The sequence below is a fragment of the Lactiplantibacillus herbarum genome (assembly GCF_001039045.1).
In the GTDB taxonomy this organism is placed as follows: Bacteria; Bacillota; Bacilli; order Lactobacillales; family Lactobacillaceae; genus Lactiplantibacillus; species Lactiplantibacillus herbarum.
Genome location: NZ_LFEE01000038.1, coordinates 108,300 through 126,334 on the forward strand (window position 1 = coordinate 108,300; position 18,035 = coordinate 126,334).

Consider the following 18,035-nt stretch of genomic DNA (forward strand, 5'->3'; position numbering starts at 1 on the left):
TCAGGGACCGAGCATAGCCTAGGAGGAGTGATGATTGCGTTCTTGGCAATCGTTGCTCCTCCGTAGCTGAGCGGAGGTCCCTGCCTGCTGGTCCACGTTTCAGCCATTAATATTGCGAGCATTAACGTGGAATCAGTGGGGATTCCGATTTTTGGAATGCGCTCTGATTCCGGGTTAAGCGGAACAAACTGCCTTGTGGACCACGTTTCGGCTATATCCTATTCAAAACACAAAAAAAAAATCCAAGATTTTCATCTCAGATTCTTTAACTAGCAATTATTAATTACCAGTTCTTAATTCCTCGCCACATCCGGACAAAGATATTAGCTTTTTCAATGGAAGTCTTAGGTGTAACGTTGACCGTCATCGTTTTGCTGCTCGTTCCGTTGACCACTTGAATAGTCTTCTTGCTCAAGCTCAAGGCTACCGTACCAACCGTCTTACCAGTCTTGACGGGTGCCTGGAGCTTGTTAGCTGTCGTTGCCGACTTGTTCAAGCTAACCTTACCCGTAACGGCACTAGCATCAGTACCTGTTGGTAAGTAGATCTTAGTGGCACTGCTATTAGAAACTAACGCAGACGTCAATGCTTTCCCATCTTGCACATCAACGGATTTAACGCCATTGATTTTGCTAGATTTAGCCAAGGTCGTCGTGCTGTAGTTATGATAGACGTAAGACATAATTTCAGCCGTTTGAGTAAATCGTTCAGTCCCACTATCATTAGCCGCACCAGCGTGCATAACTACCGTAATGATTCGGTTACCATTGCTGAACTTAACCGTCCCAGTAAAGGCGTTACCGGCCTTAGTAGACGTCCCGGTCTTCAAACCATCAACTGGCAATGCTGAATAGTGTTTAACTAAACCTTTCAGCATGTAATTCCGGTTATCCATCTTAGTTGCTGAACTAGTGCCTTTTTCAAACCAAGCATGGGCAATACTAGAAGTCTTCAATACTTCTGGATAATCTGCTAATAATTTTTGTGCAACCGTTGCAACGTCCTGCGCTGACATTTCGTTTTCATCACTGGCAGCAACGTTACTGTAGCCAATTTCACTACCAACTTCTTTGTTGGTCAACCCGCTGGCATTGATGATTGTTGCATCAGTAATGCCCCACGACTTAGCCGTTTTATTCATCAGGTCGACGAACTTGTGAGGACTACCGGCCACCGCATCACCTAACGCCGTGATAGCTGCATTAGCAGAGTAGATTTCTGTTGCATTGTAGAGTTGTCGAACTGAATACGTCTTAGTTGATAATAATGGCACGTTCGCATATTCCGTGTTCTGACTCATTTTAGCAACAGCCTTGCTGACGCTGATCTTTTGATTCCATGATAGTTTACCTTCATGAATCGCTTTAAGCACCAAGTAAGTACTCAACATCTTGGTCATCGAAGCAATTGCCATTGGCTTGGTACTATTCTTGTCATAGAGAATCTGACCAGTCGAAGCATCGACCGCAATCGCTGCCTTGGCTGAAATTGATGGCGCGCTATCCGCTTGAGCTTTTAAATCAGCCCCCGCAATTCCTAACCCAGCCGTACTAAATGTGACTGCCGCAATGAGGGCAATCATAACTTTTTTTAACTTTCCCGCAAATCTCATTTCTCAATTATCCCTTTCTTAAATGCATACTAATTTCAGTTTAAGTAATTACGCCTGTGGAAACAAGTTAATTTATTATATTCGACTGTTTTTTTGTTAACGGGTGGTCATGTTTAACCGGTAGATGTATTACGAAGCTAGTTTGTTCGTCATCACTCTGAGCATAGATGTAACCACCATGGTGCTCGACAATACTTTGCGCAATCGCTAAGCCAAGCCCCGAACCACCCGTAGCTTTAGAGCGTGATTCTTCCACACGATAAAAACGCTCGAATAAGCGCCCGAGTGAGTCCGCTGGAATGCGCTGACCATCATTAGTCACGTGAACAACCACTTCATTCTCACGCTGTTCGGCCTGTAAAACCACTTTATGCGCACCAGTACCGTATTTAAACGCATTGGTAATCAGATTATTAAAGACACGCCCTAGCTTTTCGGCGTCAGCCTCAATATAGATTGGTTTCGTTCCACTCTCAACTTCAATCGTCAGATGCTTCTTATTAGCTTCCAATTCAAAACTGGCCGCCAATTGCTCTAACATCGCCGTCAAGTTTAACCGATTAATCGTCAGTGGTGTCTCTGTCTGGCGCGACTTCGTATACTCAAATAGATCTTCAACTAACGATTTCATCTGAGTCGCCTTCAAGTAGGCAATGTGGGCGTACTTAATCAAGTCGTCCTCAGACTGATACTGCTTATTTTCAATCAATCCTAAGTAGCCAATAATCGACGTCAACGGTGTTCGAATATCGTGACTAACATTGGTAATTAGGGCATCCTTTGATCGTTCGATTTCGCGCTCTTCATCCATCGAATGAATTGCTGAATCAACTAACGCATTGACACTTTCAACCACTCGCTGGGTATCGCCAGTCAGACTGAAACCAATGCGATGGTCAAAGTGCCCCGCAGCAATGTAATGTAGCTCACTAATAATATGGCGTAATTGCATCTGCTTGTAACGCCGAATCAGTCGCCAATACAAGACGAAACCGTCAGCTACTAGCATCAGTGCAATAAAGAGATTCTCATAGCTCCATAATTGATAGTTTGTTGGTCCCAGCTTAATCGATCGTTTGATTTGAAAAATTCCACTCTGAAGACCAGGATTATGCGCAATCGTACTGTTGATCAGCACAACAATCGACAAGTTTAAAAGGAGTAGCAAAATAACCGTTACTACCCCTTCAAAAAACAATTCACTTTTTTCGCGTCCAGTTAATTTCAAAAGTTAACCCTCACTACTAGCGCGATTCAATCTTGTAACCAACGCCCCAAACGGTCTGAATGACCTTTTCGCCGTCGGTCGCTTCTTCGATCTTATCCCGCAAATGACTAACGTGTACCATAACCGTCTTCGCAGACACGATACTCTCTTGTTGCCAAACTCGTTCAAAAATATCATCCGCTGAAAAGACCCGGTTAGGATGACTTGCCAAGAGGTACAAAATTCCAAATTCAAGTGCTGTCAATTGGATGTCTTTGCCCGTCAACGTCTTAACTTCATGTGAATCCTTGTTGATCGTTAATGGTCCAATATCCAAGACATCTGGTTCATTCGTTGTGACGTTATTTTCTGAACGACGTAACAATGACTTCACCCGTGCCATGATTTCTAACGGATTGAAAGGTTTCGTCACGTAGTCATCCGCACCAGTAATCAACCCCTGAATCTTGTCCATGTCACCAGTTTTAGCAGATAACACTAAAATAGGGAGTTGAGAATCCTTACGAACTTCCTTGATTACTTCGATTCCGTCCATTTCTGGCATCATGATATCTAAGATCATCAAGGCAATATCTGGGTTTGTATTCAGTTTGGTTAGGGCTTCACGACCATTGTTGGCACTGATTGGCTCGTAACCTTCGTTTTTTATATAAATTTCTAATAGTTGTGCAATTTCTTTGTCGTCATCGACTACTAAAATTTTCATGTATTTAATCTCCTTAAGTAATTCTGCCTTCATTTTACCAAAAATAACCCGTAACTTGACAATTAACGGCTCATTTTAGAGAAAACGCAAATAATAGGGCAACAATTGGTTAGCCAATTCCCCCTGTTAGGGTTCTGCATTCACGAATTCATCCGCCTACCGGGGCAGTCTGACAACGCTGGAACGCCATGGGCACGATTTTGAGCTCACCAGCCGAACCCGCTGGCAATCTCAAAATTTGGCCTTACACTAACCTGCAAAAACCACTCAGCTAAGTGTAATTTCATGGCTGAGCGCTGTCAGACCACCCCTCACGGCTAGATAGAATTCAAAACATTGATAAGATGTATCTAACTTTAATTGGATTGATCGTTATTTGAAAAAAAAATTAGCTGAGTGTTGTCTAGTCTAGGATAAGGCCAAGCTTAAAGATTGCAGCGGGGTTTGGCTGTGAGCTTTAAGTTGTGCCCACCACCTTCCAATCATTGGCAGGACGCCCCCGGTATGCGAAATAGGAAGCGACCGTTACCTAGATGAGCTTAACTAGTACAACACGTATTTCCTATAAATAATAGATTACAAAAAAAGAGTTTGGCAACTTTCGCCAAACCCTAAATCAGTTATTTAATGATTACCCATTAACAGAGTAGTTAGGGGCATTCTTAGTAATTTGAATTTCATGTGGATGTGATTCACGTAAACCGGCACCAGAAATCTCAACAAACTGAGCGTTATCGATCATTGCTTCGATATCCTTAGCACCAACGTAACCCATCCCTGAACGCAAACCGCCAAGCATTTGGAAGATGATGTCGTCAACGCTACCCTTGAATGGGACGCGTCCTTCAACACCTTCTGGCACTAGCTTGTTGGCTTCATTGACGCCACCTTGGAAGTAGCGATCAGATGAGCCGTGATCTTGTGACATTGCCCCAACGGAGCCCATGCCACGGTAGAACTTGTACTGACGGCCATCATCAAAGACGACTTCGCCAGGTGCTTCAGTTGTTCCGGCTAACATACTACCAAGCATAACGGCGTTACCACCGGCAGCCAACGCTTTGACAATGTCACCAGAATACTTGATCCCACCATCAGCGATGATGGTCTTACCGTATTCACGAGCAATGCTAGCAGAGTCATAGATAGCAGTTAATTGAGGAACCCCGACACCGGCAACGATCCGTGTCGTACAGATTGAACCGGGACCAATCCCAACTTTAACAACGTCAACACCGGCTTCAAATAAAGCACGGGTGCCTTCAGCCGTTGCAATGTTCCCAGCAATTAATGTCTGTGTAGGGAAATGGGCACGAATTTCTTTGATCTTCCGAAGAACGCCGGCTGAATGACCATGGGCTGTATCAATGACGATTGCATCAGCACCAGCAGCAAAGAGCGCTTCGGCCCGATCAAAGGTATCGCTAGTAACCCCAACGGCAGCTACGGCTAACAGATGGTTGTTAGCATCAACAGCAGCGTGTGGATGATCAGCATCCTTTTCAACGGCTTTAACTTTCTTTACTTCTGCAGCCTGAGCTTCAACGCTCAAGTTCTTATGGATGACTGCCAAGCCACCTTGGTTAGCCATGGCAATTCCCATTGTAGATTCAGAAACAGTATCCATCCCCGCACTCAAAATTGGAATATTAAGCTGTAAATTATCGGCAAGTTTTACACCTAGGTCGACTTCATTCGGTAAAACATGACTCTCGGCCGGAATTAATAAGACATCATCAAACGTGTAACCTTTTTTTCCAAACTTTGTATCCCAATTAGACATGAACGTTAGCTCCTTATGTTTTTATTTTTATCTGTAAAGGTAACAAAATCACAGCCTAAATGCAAGGGGTTCCGGAGATTTTCAGAAAGTTCTTATTTTAGATAAACATCTAAAATAACTTATACACAAGCATTGCTTTAACATTCGCTTCGCATTTCTACACTTACGCTAAATAATCGATCAAGGACACAATCTGCTCTGACATTTAAGACAAATGAAGATGTCCACTTTCCAAAATTTTGTTGACACTACTTTTTTGTCTATTTACAAAATCAACAGTATAGCTAGATGTAATCCCTTGTTTAATAACAAATTTTTTTGCTGGATCTTGTCCTAAAAGATCAGGACCCTTAATCATGCGATAGTCATATATTGGAGTAACCCTTTGCTCAGCTATTTCATTTAAATCAAGGGAAAATCCATTTTTTATGCTTTTAGTTTTAGCATTTAATTGAACTATGAACGGAGTAATTTGATAACTGCCATCTTCTCCCATAGCACAAATATAAAATATTTTTATAAATTTCTGCTGTTTAGCATAAAATTCTATAATCTCTTCAAAATGATATTGATGATAGTTCCTGCCTAAATACCTTAAAATAGCCTTATCGAATACTACCTTTATATGTTTGAAAGACTCTTCTGAAATAATATCATCTACATCATTTGCATAAATCAAATATATTGATTGCGCTGATCCCGCCACTAATTCAAAATCAATATGCAGTTCATCTTCAAACGTATATGTTGTCTCCGGGGCAACTATTGCCGGATAACTTCCCTCATGACCTTTAGGAATTTGTTCCACAAAAACATCATTAATTTTATATTTTATCGTTTGGCCTGGGCGATCAAAATACTTACTTACAATCCATCCAACTATTGCACCAAATAAAGTTGATAATAAAAATTCTACAATACTACTAATAATAGTTCGTCGCCTCCGTTTATCCTTCATGTTGCTAGTTTTTAATATTTCAGAACAAATGTAACGATATTTTCCCTGCAAGATTTTATGAAAAAAGAAGAATCAAATAAGTGAATTGATTCTTCTCTTTATCGTAGCAACTGAACCATTAATTCTAAAATAAGCTCGTCGTAATATTGTAGCGGCGCTTCAACCACATCCGTAAGAAGAAGACAACGACCGCAATAATCAAGTACGCGATCCCTGGTAATACTGGGTTCAAAGGTCCTTGAATCATTGACATAGTCGTAAAGGCTAACATCCACACGATGATTGCCAATACTGACCAAGCAATTTTCTTGAATAATGACGTCTTCTTTTGACCCTTAGCTGGCATCAAGTATTCAAATAACTTGGCAACACCTAACCCACCAATAATTGACGTTACTAAGATCGCAGTGATCCCGTTAGCACCGGCTGAGTTCTTAGTGGCATTATTGCCGATGAAGCCCATGATCCCGTACATCAAGCAGAAAATCATGAATAACATCAGACCGTTATCCAATGAGGTAATCCAATAGTTAGCCCGTTCACGTTCAACCGGCGTCTTCTTAGGATTAACAATTTCTTCAGTCCGTTCTTGAACAGTACCATACAATTGGCGTGCGGTCGTACCGCGACCTTGTTCACTCAATAACGTTGCCGTCATCTCGTTAAGAACCATTTGTTGTTGTTCGGATGGTAACTTCGTTGCTTCCAACGATTTACGCATCTGACGCATATAATCCGCATTGCGTTTAGTCAATTCCGTTGATTCATGGATTGGCCGTTCAGCAGCTTGGACCTGCTTCGCACCTGCTTCAGCATTTCTGGGTGTTTTTGAAGTTTCGTTCTCACTCACTGTCTTCTTCTCCTCTCGACCTATACGTTGAAGCGGAATTCAACAATGTCACCATCTTGCATGACATAGTCTTTACCTTCCAAACGTAACTTACCATTTTCCTTAACCTTAGCTTCTGAACCAGCTTCGTCTAAGGCATCAAACGACATGATTTCGGCACGAATAAAGCCTCGTTCAAAGTCTGAGTGAATAATACCAGCTGCTTGAGGCGCCTTAGTTCCGCGTCTAAACGTCCAAGCACGAGTTTCCTTGCCACCAGCTGTGAAGAAGGTTTCAAGACCTAAGAGCTTATAAGAAGCCCGAATTAGCTTGTTCAAGCCAGGTTCTTCCACGCCTTCTGCAGCTAAGAAATCGGCCTTGTCATCATCGTCCAATTCGGCGATTTCTTCTTCGGTTTCAGCAGCAACCCCAATTGCTTCGGCACCTTCCTGCTTAGCAAAGTCCGCAACGATCTGGTAATACTTAGATGCCTCAGGATCAGCCATATCATCTTCAGCAATGTTAGCCACGTAAAGTACTGGCTTTGAAGTCAATAAGAATAAGCTCTTAACGACTGGTAATTCGTCTTCACCAAATTCCAAAGAACGAACGGGCTTGCCGGCTTCCAAAGCTGGTTTGATCTTTTCTAAGACGGCTAGTTCAGCCTTAGCTTCCTTGTCGCTACCCTTAGCAGCTCGTTGAACCTTTGAAAAACGCTTGTCAACAGCTTCGAGATCAGCCAAGACCAATTCTAAGTTAATGGTTTCGATATCATCTTTAGGATCAACCTTACCCGTAACGTGAGTAATGTTGTCGTCATCAAAGGCGCGGACAACGTGCACAATGGCGTCTACTTGGCGAATATTTTCCAAGAATTTATTTCCTAGACCTTCACCCTTGCTGGCACCCTTAACGATCCCGGCGATATCAGTAAATTCAAAGGTGGTTGAGACGACCTTCTTAGCGGGAATCAGTTCTTGAATCCGATCTAATCGTTTGTCAGGAACTTCAACCATTCCCACGTTTGGATCAATCGTTGCGAACGGGTAGTTGGCCATTTCGGCGCCCGCCTTCGTAATTGCGTTAAACAATGTGGATTTACCAACGTTTGGTAACCCAACTATACCTGCTGTAAGTGCCATATCGGTTATTCACTCTTCCTTTTATTAAATGATTAAGCTTCGTCGGCTTTGTGTTCTAAAACTTTTTTTAACTTCTTATTAAACTCACGGCGCGGCATCATGACAACGTGACCGCATCCCGTGCATTTGACCTTAATGTCAGCACCCATCCGGGTAATCTCCCAGCGGTTAACACCACAAGGATGAGCCTTTTTCATCTCGACAATATCACCTAAATCATACATGCGCAACGCCCCTTGATAAATTAATTAATTTAAATCGATATTTAGAATTTCTAAAATACGAGTTAAATCTTCATTTGATAAGTATGGAATTTCAATCTTACCCTCATCCTGCTTATTCGTCTTAGCTTGGATCGAGACTGACGTGCCGAACTTTTCTTGTAACTGTTCTTCACTCGCCCGAATGTAAGGAGACTTCTTAACCACCGTTTTCTTAGCTGGTTCCTTCGTCTCGCCATTATAGCGCGTCACAATCTGTTCTAATTGACGAACCGTCAGATTATCAGCGATTGCTCGCTTTGCTAACGATACTAATTTGCTCTTATCCTTCAACGCTAACAAGGTCCGAGCTTGGCCCATCGACAATTGGCCCTTTTGGATGAATGGTTTAACTTCTTCTGGTAAGCCTAGTAATCGCAAGTAGTTCGCAATATAAGGACGACTCTTACCTAACCGTTTTGAAACTTCGGCCTGCGTCAACTTCAGCTTCTTCATCAAAGAATCGTAAGCTTCGGCTTCTTCCAATGGTGTTAAGTCTTCGCGTTGCAGGTTCTCCAACACGGCAACTTCCATCATCTGTTCTTCAGTCACATCGCGAACAATGGCTGGAATCGTGGTTTGACCGGCTAACTTAGAAGCACGGAAGCGACGTTCACCCGCAATGATCTCATACTTAGCGATTTCCGCATCCGGTTGCCGGACGATGATTGGTTGAAAAACACCGGATTTTTCAATCGACTGGCTCAATTCCTTCAGCGCAGTCTGATCAAAGTGTCGTCGTGGTTGATAGGGATTCGCATGAATATCATTCAGCGTTAACTCAACAACGGATTCTTCACTGGCTGGTTCGCTAACATCAGCAAATAACGCGCCAATACCGCGACCCAATGCTTTTCCTTGGTCTTTATCTTTACTTGCCATGTGCAGCTAACACTTCCTTTGCTAAAGCTAAGTATACTTGAGCACCTTTTGAACGCATATCATAATCAACAATTGAAAGACCATGACTTGGCGCTTCAGATAAACGAACGTTACGCGGAATAATCGTCTTATACACGGCATCCTTGAAGTACTTACGCACCTCTTCGTTGACTTGTGCACCGAGATTAGTCCGGGCATCGTACATTGTTAATAGAACCCCTTCGATCTTCAGTTCCTTATTGAAGTGCTTCTGAACCAACTTAATGGTATTCAATAATTGGCTTAACCCTTCCAAGGCATAGTATTCACTTTGAACAGGGATCAGGATTGAATCACATGCTGTAAATGCGTTGATCGTTAGCAATCCAAGCGAAGGTGGGCAGTCGATTAAAATGTAATCGTAATCTGCTTTGACTTCATCAATCGCATCACGCAACCGCGTCTCACGGGCCATCATTGGTGTTAATTCGATTTCGGCACCTGATAACTGAATCGTTGCCGGAACGATATCTAAACCTTCGTGGCTAGTTGGAATAATGGTGTCCTTCATCGGTACATCATTAATAAAAACATCATAAATTTCGTGTTCAATGGTTGATTTTTGAATGCCCAAACCACTGGTGGCATTACCCTGTGCATCCGTATCGATCAACAATACTTTTTGACCTAATTCGACTAGGCTGGCACCGAGGTTAATACTCGTTGTCGTCTTGCCGACGCCACCTTTTTGGTTAGCGAGTGCAATTACGGTTCCCATAATTATTTACCACCCCTTGGTTGATTTTTTGGAATTTCAATCGTAATCCGATAACTGTCTTCCGTGTCTTCTTCATGCGTTTTCACGGGTAGACCAGCATCGGTGACCATTTTAATTGATTTCTTGATTGTATTAACTGCGATCCGCGTATCGCCCGTCAGCCCGCGAGCCCGTTTGCGTTTAGGCTTTTTAGGCGTTTGAGTTCTCGCAATCAACTGTTCAGTTTCCTTAACCGTTAGCTGTTGTTCCAGTACTTGTTGTAACACGGCAGCCTGTTGTTCGGCTGTTAAATTGAGTAAAGCTCGGCCATGACGTTCACTAATTTGGCGCTTTAGTAACGCGTCTTGTACCGGTTGCGCTAATTTTAGTAAACGCAACTTGTTAGCAACTAACGACTGACTCTTACCCAATTCCTTAGCTAAGGTCGCCTGCGTCAACTGGTTGAGCTGCATCAATTCTTGATAAGCACGCGCTTCTTCGATAACCGTCAAATCTTGACGTTGCAAGTTTTCAATCAACGCCATTGAGGCCGTCTCATTATCATCCATTTCTTGAATAATAGCTGGAACATTGGCCCAATGTAATGAGGAGATTGCTCGAAAACGCCGTTCCCCAGCAATAATTTCGTACTTTTCTGGTTCATATTCACGTAACACGATTGGTTGTAATAACCCGTGATCCGCAATCGTAGCCGCAAGTTCACTAATCCCATTTTCGTCAAATATTTGACGTGGTTGAAACTGGTTGGGTCTAATGGCAGTGACCGGAATTCGCACAATCTGCTGATTTTTTGGCGCAGTTGGCTCATCATCGTCCTTACGTTTATCACGATTAGAACCAAATAAAGAAAATGCCATTGAAATAACCTCCCGACTACATTGGTGCCGTCAACGGCTGCTTAGCCGGCGTTCCCGGCTTACGTGGGTAACGTTTTGGTGACGGTTGTTGCTTATCGATCACGATCATATGGCGTGGATCATCCGTAACTGGCAACGTAAAGGCTTCATCCTTCACAATTGTGCCACCTAATAGATGAACCGCGTAGTCGCCCTCAGCCGTTTCGGTACTAGCATTGGCAGCCTTCAAAGCAACCATCTGTCCACCGACCTTAACTAATGGTAAACATAGTTCGCTGAGCACGGATAAACGCGCCACGGCCCGGGCAGTGACTAAATCATAACTTTCACGATGTTCTGAACTCTTACCCGCAAAGGTTTCGGCTCGATCATGGAAAGTCCGCACGCCACTGAGACCTAATTCTTGAACTAAGGTGTTCAGGAAGTTAATCCGCTTGTTCAACGAATCAACAATCGTTACTTGTAATTGTGGGAACACAATTTTTAGCGGTAGCGATGGAAAACCAGCGCCCGCTCCCACGTCACAGATAGTTAGTGGCTGATCTCGCAACGCTGGCACGTAAAATGCCGGCGTAATGGAATCATAAAAATGTTTTAGATAAACTTCGGGTTCAGCCGTAATCGTCGTTAAATTAAACTGTTCGTTAGTTGCTACTAGTAGTTTAAAGTAAGTCGCAAATTGGGATAATTGCTGGTCTGTTAGCATGATCCCGTGTTCGGCCAAAGCCTGTTTAAATTCTTCTGGATTCATTCAAAATAGCTCCTTAATAAAGGTCGCGTTCGTCCTCTTTTTGTGAAACAACATCAATGTTTCACGTCACCCCATAACTTTGCCGTAAATAGGCCTTAAAATCAATGCTCGAGCCCGTACTCTTAATCACGTTAATCCCTTGAAAGTCCTAGCTTCCAGCCTTCTAAGTCAGGTACGCATAATCTCACTTTTTCAATCATAATTTTGCTGAATAAAAGTACTGGTGACCCTTAAATCCATTACCGCCCCCGGTTGTCGATGATTTCAGCTGCTGTGGGGACCGGTTCCAGCCTGAAAAGCGGTCTGGAACCTCGACTTGCTCCTTGGCAGAGCCCACCAATGACCAAGTCGTCCGTGGTGTAAATTCGGCAAAGCCCACCGAATTAACGCCAACTTCACAGCCGCTTCATCATCGACAACCTCCGACCATATAGCATTGATCTATTATTCATAATCCAATTATTAATATTTTAACTACGTGCAGTTTTTTTAGAATCAAACAATCATTTACAGCACCAACTTATTGCTTATATCCAACAATATTAACTAAGTTGTCTTTACGCAAACTCAAAATATAGCCATATCAATATCTAATGATCAATCCAACTAAAATCCGGCAATCAAAAACTGCAATTTAACCCGATCTCACCGTGAGGGTACTTTTGATTGCGCCCAGTGGTGAAATTATGCTTGGCGAGTGTTGTAGGCTCGCTTAGCATAAGACTCGTATTTGAGATTGCGCGGTTTTGGCGTGAGCTCAAATCGATGTCCACCACGTTCCGGCAGCAAGCGGAAACGCCCGGTAGGTGATGTAGGACGAGCAAGCACTGCAGTATACGCGATCTTTTCTGTTTTATTTGACTTACACATCAATTCACAAAAAAAGCGCCCTGTCTTTCGACGAGGACGCTCTGAATTATTCATTTTAAAGGTAGAACGAGTTTACCAAACGAAGAGTCCCACGATACCAGCAGACATCAATGAAACTAAGATACCTGATAATAACATGTAACCAACGTTCCGTGAGATCAAGTCGTTCTTTTCACGACTAACGATTCCCTTGAACGCACCGATGATCATACCGATGGTTGAGAAGTTAGCGAATGAAGTCAAGAAGACCGTTAAGACTGCACGGAAATGCGGTGCAAAACTGTTCATCTTGCCAGTTACTTCACCCATGACAACGAATTCGTTAGTCACTAACTTGGTACCCATGTATGAAGCCAATTGGAAAGCATCGCTAGGGTTGAAACCTAGTAACCATGCAAATGGGAACATGATAACACCCAAAATATTTTCTAATGATAAGTTACTGTTGATTAAACCTAATAACTTATCGATCAATTTAGCAAGGGCAACGAAAGCGATAACGTTGGCTGCAATGATCAAGATTAAACGACCAGCACCCAGAATTGAATCACCCAAGAAAGAGAAGAATGGTTCGCGAGCTGGTTTTGCGTCCTTAACTTGTTCGTTAGCTAATTCTTCAGAACCGCTCGTTTCCGTAGTTTCAGTTGTTTCTTCAACCGCAGCACTACCAGAAACTTTAGCAACCGTATCTTCTTCTGGTGTAACTTTAACTGGGTTCAAGATGGCAACAATAATAGCGGCATTCAACACGTTCATTGGTACCGCAGTCAAGATATATTGACCAGGCATCATCTGAACGTATGCCCCTAGGATCGAAGCCGTCACACAACTCATTGACATCATAGCAACCGTCAAGTTACGTTGTGCCTTCATCTGTTTCAATTGTAATTGTGAAACAGCGAGGGCTTCCGTGTTACCTAAGAACATCATTTCAACAACGAAGAATGATTCGAACTTTGGTTGTCCGGTAATGTAAGCAAGACCACGACCAACCCATTTGATAATCCATGGTAAAACACCAATATACGTCAAGATATCAAATAATGGCACAATCAACAAGATTGGTAACAACGCACTCGTAACGAAATCCATTTGTTTAACATTAACCCAACTAGCTAATGCAAATGCGATCCCATCATATGAGACGTTAACCAACCATGTAAAACCGTCCGCTGCCGCCTTAACTGCATCGACCCCAACTGTGGAGCCCGTTAAGAACCAAGCTAATACGATTTCTAAGACCAACATGACACCAACTGAACGCCAATTAATAGCGTGCTTTTGCTTGGAGAATACGTAGGCAATGGCGATAAATACCAAAATCCCAATAATATTAACGACCAAGTTAAAGACCATGTGAATAATCCCTCTTCCCTGTGAGTGTAAAAACTAAGTATAATAAAAATTTCCTTTAACTAATTTACCATTTAATCGGGTGTTGCGGTAGCAGTTTTTAAAGAAAATCTTAAGTTCCTGATTAGACCGTACCAATTGATTTGGCGGTCCTATCCAGCTACTTATTGATTCCCATGGCGGCTTCGATTAACTATTAAACGTTTACATATTTTATCGGTTCCCATAACTGGACAAAAAAAGAGTGAGACAAAAGGCGGGTTGCTACCGAGCATAGCCTAGGAATACGAATGATTGTGCATTTTCAATCGTTTGTATTCCGTAGCTAAGCGGAGGGAGCAGTCTTTTGTCCCACGTTTCGACTGTAAATATGTGAAGATACAAAAATAAGTTTGGGTTTTGTCCCAAACTCATTGCTAACTATATTAGTTAGCTAAAGTACTCAGTATTTACACCGAGTGCCCCTGCCAAGGAAATTCATTATACCGCGTTTTGCACACTTGCGAACTAATTAGTTGACCTATCTTCAAAATGAGGCTAAACTACGGACAATTAATGAAAGGGGGTGATGCTTTTTGAGTACCAAGTGTAATCTTAAGGCGTCAGTCTCTGCTCTATCTGGAGCACTCGACTGACACCTTCAAGGAAGGGCTGTGACTTTTGTCGCAGCCCTTTTGTTATCTCCAAATGTTAATGGTCAAAACGTGCGCCAGCAGTTGCAACTTTTCCATGACTAAGCTACATTAAGGTGTGCAAGTTAGTGGAAAGATGACGTGAAATTATAGATGAAAGCAACAACCAAACAAATTCTGATTGGAACCTCCTGGTGGCTCGTATTTCTTGCCATGATTGGTGGTGTCATGCTCTGGCAACATCAAGTCCGCAAAGCCAAACCAGTCACCAATATTACCGTTACGTCAACGGAGCGGATTCCAACGCTCTTGTTACTGGATCATCAGTTGACCAATGATCAAAACCGCCAATTAATTGCTAATTTACAATATAATAGCGGATCACAAGCGATGATTACTCTCGAAGTCCAAGCTAATGGGCAAACCACCATCAAAGGACAATTAGCCGCTACTGATAACCGTCCCTATTTGCAGCTGATCTTGCCAACCACGGTTACCCAGCCAGCTGAACAAGCTAAGCTCGTCAAACAAGCCATTATTGGTGCTCAGAAAACGTTGAATTTTAAGCACTTCAACCTCATCAGTTACGGCAACGGTGGCTTAGCCGCTACTAACTATGTTGAAAAAGCGACTAAGGCTTTAACACCGCAGCATTTAATCCTGATTGCAACACCATTCAATGGCACAAGTCACCAGCGTAATCAGCAAAAAATGACCCCGGTTGCGACCAATCAGCGAACTAGTGACTTAACGAAATTGATTGCAGGTCGCACCGCAATTGATTCTAAGCTAAAAGTTTTGATTATCGCTGGCAAAACCAAGCATACCGCCGATGCTGATCAGGTATTACCGCTTCAGAGCGCACTAGCTGGACAGATGATTTTCAAATCCGTTGTTCAGACTTATCAGCAAAAAGTTATTCCTACGTGGCATACTGAGCACGCCCACATAATGACGAGTTGGCGCGTTAGTAATGTCATTCATAAATTTATTAATTAATATCAATCATCCGAGCCAGCACACATTGCTAGGCTCTTTTTTGTCTAATTCTAGGTACATTATTATTGCCACAGCATCTGATCGGGATACTCAGCCGTCAAAAACTGCTTGATTGCACGAATCATTACGGCTGTCGATGGTGCCGTTGCCTGCGTTTTATTAGCAACCAGCGCAATTTCACGGTTATAAGGTTCCGCAAACGGAAAAGTATTCACGTCTCCTGTCAGTCTTCGTAATGCAAGCTGGGGCAGGATTCCCATCCCCAGACCCGATTCCACCATTGAAATAATCGACTGGTCATCAATCGAGAACCGTAAAAAGTTATTCGTCACGTGGTAATGATCCAAAGCTAGCTTGGTATCACGATCGTAATCACTTCGTTGCAGAATGAAGTCCTTATCGGCAACGTCTTCCGTGGTAATAAAGTCCCCATTTTCGGGGATAAAGTCGGCTGGCGTCACACAGTAGATGGGATCATTAATCAGCGAGTGTACCAACAGATTGTCATTCACCGGCATCGATGTAAAACCAATGTCGATCGTCCCAATCTTGGCCCACTTCGTAATTTCGTTAAAGTCCCCCTGCACGACCGAAATTTTTATATCCGGATACTCGTGATTGAATTGCCGAATGATTCGGGGTAGCCAATTGATACAGACACTACTAAAACCACCGATTCGTACCGACCCTGAATGTAACCCCTGAATATTATCCGCAACTTGCCGTAAGTTACTCTCGGTGTTCAGAATTTCTTGGACGTAAGGTAATACCTGACGGCCATCACTGGTTAATTCAACCCCCGAACGATTTCGAATAAACAGTGGGAACCCCAGATCCTTCTCTAACTGGTTGACCGAGTGACTCACCGCACTCGGCGTGACGTTAAGGGTTGCCGCCGCTTGATAGAACGTTTTCTGAGCGACAACCGTTGCAAATACTTCGTACGCAAAGTTAGCCATTGTTATTTAACTCCCTTGTAGTGAATTTTATTCATCAATAATTGAAAAAGTTGAGTTTTACTAATCATCAGAATTATTTTATCATATTACTAATCGCAACAGATGACTAAACAACTATAAAAACAACAGTGGGGGAAATTATTATGACGAATCTATTTGCAAACCGTGTCTTAAACAACGATACTTCCGATCTCAACGAAGTTTTCAAAAATAGTGCCAATCCGGGAAATATTTCCTTCGCTGGTGGCTTTCCCGATCCACAGTTCTTCCCTAAAGCCGACCTCGAACAAGCTTATCGTGACGCCATTGAGGATGACGGCCAAGGAATCTTCCAATATTCTTCAACGCAGGGGCTACCCGCACTCCGGCAAAAGATTGCTAACCGTATGGCCGATCACGCTGATGTTCACGTTAGCGCCGACAACGTCTTACTAACACAGGGCGGACAACAAGCAATCGACCTCGTTGCTAAGTTACTATTGAACCACGGCGACGCAATGGCAATTGAAGGTCCTACTTATATGGGGGCACTAGCTGCCTTTGACACTTACGAACCCACTTATTACGAGATTCCCGTAGATGATGACGGTATGAACATCCAGCAATTACAGCGAACGCTACAGGCACATCCTGAAATCAAGTTAATCTACACGATTCCTGATTTTCACAACCCAACTGGCACAACAATGAGCAGTGAACGGCGAAAAGCCTTAGTTGACCTCGCTAACCAGTACGACGTCATTATCTTAGAAGACAGCCCTTACCGCGATCTCCGTTACAGCGGGCATAGCGTTCCTTCCATCAAACACTATGACACTGAGGGCCGGGTCATCTTCATCTCAAGTTTTTCTAAGATCTTATCACCCGCACTCCGCACTGGCTGGATGGTGGCCGATGATGACATTATGAAAGAACTGGTTAATCTAAAATCAGCTAGTGATGTTCAGTCACCTAATATCACCTTGGCTGCGATCAACACTTACCTTGATCATCACGACATCGACACGCACATTGCGACCATCAGTAATGCGTACCGAACTAAACGTGACGCTATGTTATCCGCACTCGACCGGTATTTCCCTAAGAACGTTCACTATACACGACCAGCTGGTGGCTTCTTCATCTGGGTCACCTTGCCCACAGGAGTCGATGCTAAAGAACTACTAAACGATGTCGTCATTCCCGAAGCTCACGTTGCTTACGTTCCATCCGCTTGCCAGTTCGCTAGTCGCCAAGTTAAGAATGGCTTCCGGTTAAACTTCACCAATCTGGATGAAACGACTATTACGCGGGGAATCAAACAGTTGGGTGCAATCCTACAACCCGCCCGTTTGATGACAGCACCGACCGACAAGTTAGCTGTTCAATTTTAATGATTGCATTCCTGAGTTTTCTAAAGTCTTAATGTAAATCAGTACCTTAGTTACCTAAAGGTTGAAAGTCCCAAAATAACTTAA

At 43.1% G+C, this 18,035-nt stretch carries 16 protein-coding genes; 2 read left to right on the plus strand and 14 right to left on the minus strand.

The window, feature by feature from the left end:
• Positions 1–283: 283 nt before the first annotated feature.
• The 13 genes from ACG95_RS12175 to ACG95_RS12240 form a co-directional block, all read right to left on the minus strand.
• Positions 284–1,612: a serine hydrolase gene (locus ACG95_RS12175; RefSeq protein WP_048000774.1), complete on the minus strand. Its 1,329-nt coding sequence runs from the start codon at positions 1,610–1,612 to the stop codon at positions 284–286.
• Between the two features lie 67 nt (positions 1,613–1,679).
• Positions 1,680–2,840, minus strand: a complete 1,161-nt coding sequence (locus ACG95_RS12180) for a sensor histidine kinase (protein WP_048000775.1) — start codon at positions 2,838–2,840, stop codon at positions 1,680–1,682.
• A gap of 16 nt (positions 2,841–2,856) precedes the next feature.
• Positions 2,857–3,555 carry a response regulator transcription factor CroR gene (gene croR / locus ACG95_RS12185; protein WP_420324104.1) on the minus strand — a complete coding sequence of 233 codons (699 nt, stop codon included), beginning with the start codon at positions 3,553–3,555 and terminating at the stop codon, positions 2,857–2,859.
• Between the two features lie 622 nt (positions 3,556–4,177).
• Positions 4,178–5,329 (minus strand): IMP dehydrogenase, encoded by a 1,152-nt coding sequence (guaB, locus tag ACG95_RS12190; protein ID WP_048000777.1) that lies wholly within the window; start codon positions 5,327–5,329, stop codon positions 4,178–4,180.
• A 205-nt stretch (positions 5,330–5,534) separates the two neighbouring features.
• A complete protein-coding gene (locus ACG95_RS12195) occupies positions 5,535–6,287 on the minus strand; it encodes a hypothetical protein (RefSeq protein WP_048000778.1) in 753 nt (250 codons plus the stop codon).
• A gap of 124 nt (positions 6,288–6,411) precedes the next feature.
• Complete coding sequence (locus ACG95_RS12200; protein ID WP_048000779.1) at positions 6,412–7,137, minus strand: DUF1129 domain-containing protein; 726 nt, start codon at positions 7,135–7,137, stop codon at positions 6,412–6,414.
• A 20-nt stretch (positions 7,138–7,157) separates the two neighbouring features.
• Complete coding sequence (ychF, locus tag ACG95_RS12205) at positions 7,158–8,258, minus strand: redox-regulated ATPase YchF (RefSeq protein ID WP_048000780.1); 1,101 nt, start codon at positions 8,256–8,258, stop codon at positions 7,158–7,160.
• Positions 8,259–8,290: 32 nt separating this feature from the next.
• Entirely contained in the window at positions 8,291–8,482 is a 192-nt protein-coding gene (locus ACG95_RS12210; RefSeq protein WP_048000781.1) for a DUF951 domain-containing protein, read from the minus strand.
• Between the two features lie 24 nt (positions 8,483–8,506).
• Entirely contained in the window at positions 8,507–9,400 is an 894-nt protein-coding gene (locus ACG95_RS12215; protein WP_048000782.1) for a ParB/RepB/Spo0J family partition protein, read from the minus strand.
• The gene (locus ACG95_RS12220) at positions 9,390–10,157 is read right to left on the minus strand and encodes a ParA family protein (protein ID WP_048000783.1); all 768 of its coding nucleotides are present in this window, start codon (positions 10,155–10,157) and stop codon (positions 9,390–9,392) included. Before ACG95_RS12220 ends, ACG95_RS12215 begins: the two co-directional genes overlap by 11 nt.
• Before the next feature lie 2 nt (positions 10,158–10,159).
• Complete coding sequence (gene noc, locus ACG95_RS12225; RefSeq protein ID WP_048000784.1) at positions 10,160–11,014, minus strand: nucleoid occlusion protein; 855 nt, start codon at positions 11,012–11,014, stop codon at positions 10,160–10,162.
• A gap of 16 nt (positions 11,015–11,030) precedes the next feature.
• Positions 11,031–11,765 (minus strand): 16S rRNA (guanine(527)-N(7))-methyltransferase RsmG, encoded by a 735-nt coding sequence (gene rsmG, locus ACG95_RS12230; RefSeq protein ID WP_048000785.1) that lies wholly within the window; start codon positions 11,763–11,765, stop codon positions 11,031–11,033.
• A gap of 942 nt (positions 11,766–12,707) precedes the next feature.
• A complete protein-coding gene (locus tag ACG95_RS12240; RefSeq protein ID WP_048000787.1) occupies positions 12,708–13,991 on the minus strand; it encodes a NupC/NupG family nucleoside CNT transporter in 1,284 nt (427 codons plus the stop codon).
• A 782-nt stretch (positions 13,992–14,773) separates the two neighbouring features.
• Here ACG95_RS12240 and ACG95_RS12245 point away from each other — a divergent pair.
• Complete coding sequence (locus tag ACG95_RS12245) at positions 14,774–15,619, plus strand: alpha/beta hydrolase (protein ID WP_048000788.1); 846 nt, start codon at positions 14,774–14,776, stop codon at positions 15,617–15,619.
• A 62-nt stretch (positions 15,620–15,681) separates the two neighbouring features.
• Here the strand turns inward: ACG95_RS12245 and ACG95_RS12250 are convergent, their stop codons facing one another.
• A complete protein-coding gene (locus ACG95_RS12250; RefSeq protein ID WP_048000789.1) occupies positions 15,682–16,578 on the minus strand; it encodes a LysR family transcriptional regulator in 897 nt (298 codons plus the stop codon).
• A gap of 143 nt (positions 16,579–16,721) precedes the next feature.
• On the opposite strand from ACG95_RS12250, the gene ACG95_RS12255 reads away from it, so the two are divergent.
• On the plus strand, positions 16,722–17,951 hold the full coding sequence (locus ACG95_RS12255) for an aminotransferase-like domain-containing protein (protein ID WP_048000790.1): 1,230 nt from the start codon (positions 16,722–16,724) through the stop codon (positions 17,949–17,951).
• The last annotated feature ends 84 nt before the right edge of the window (positions 17,952–18,035 follow it).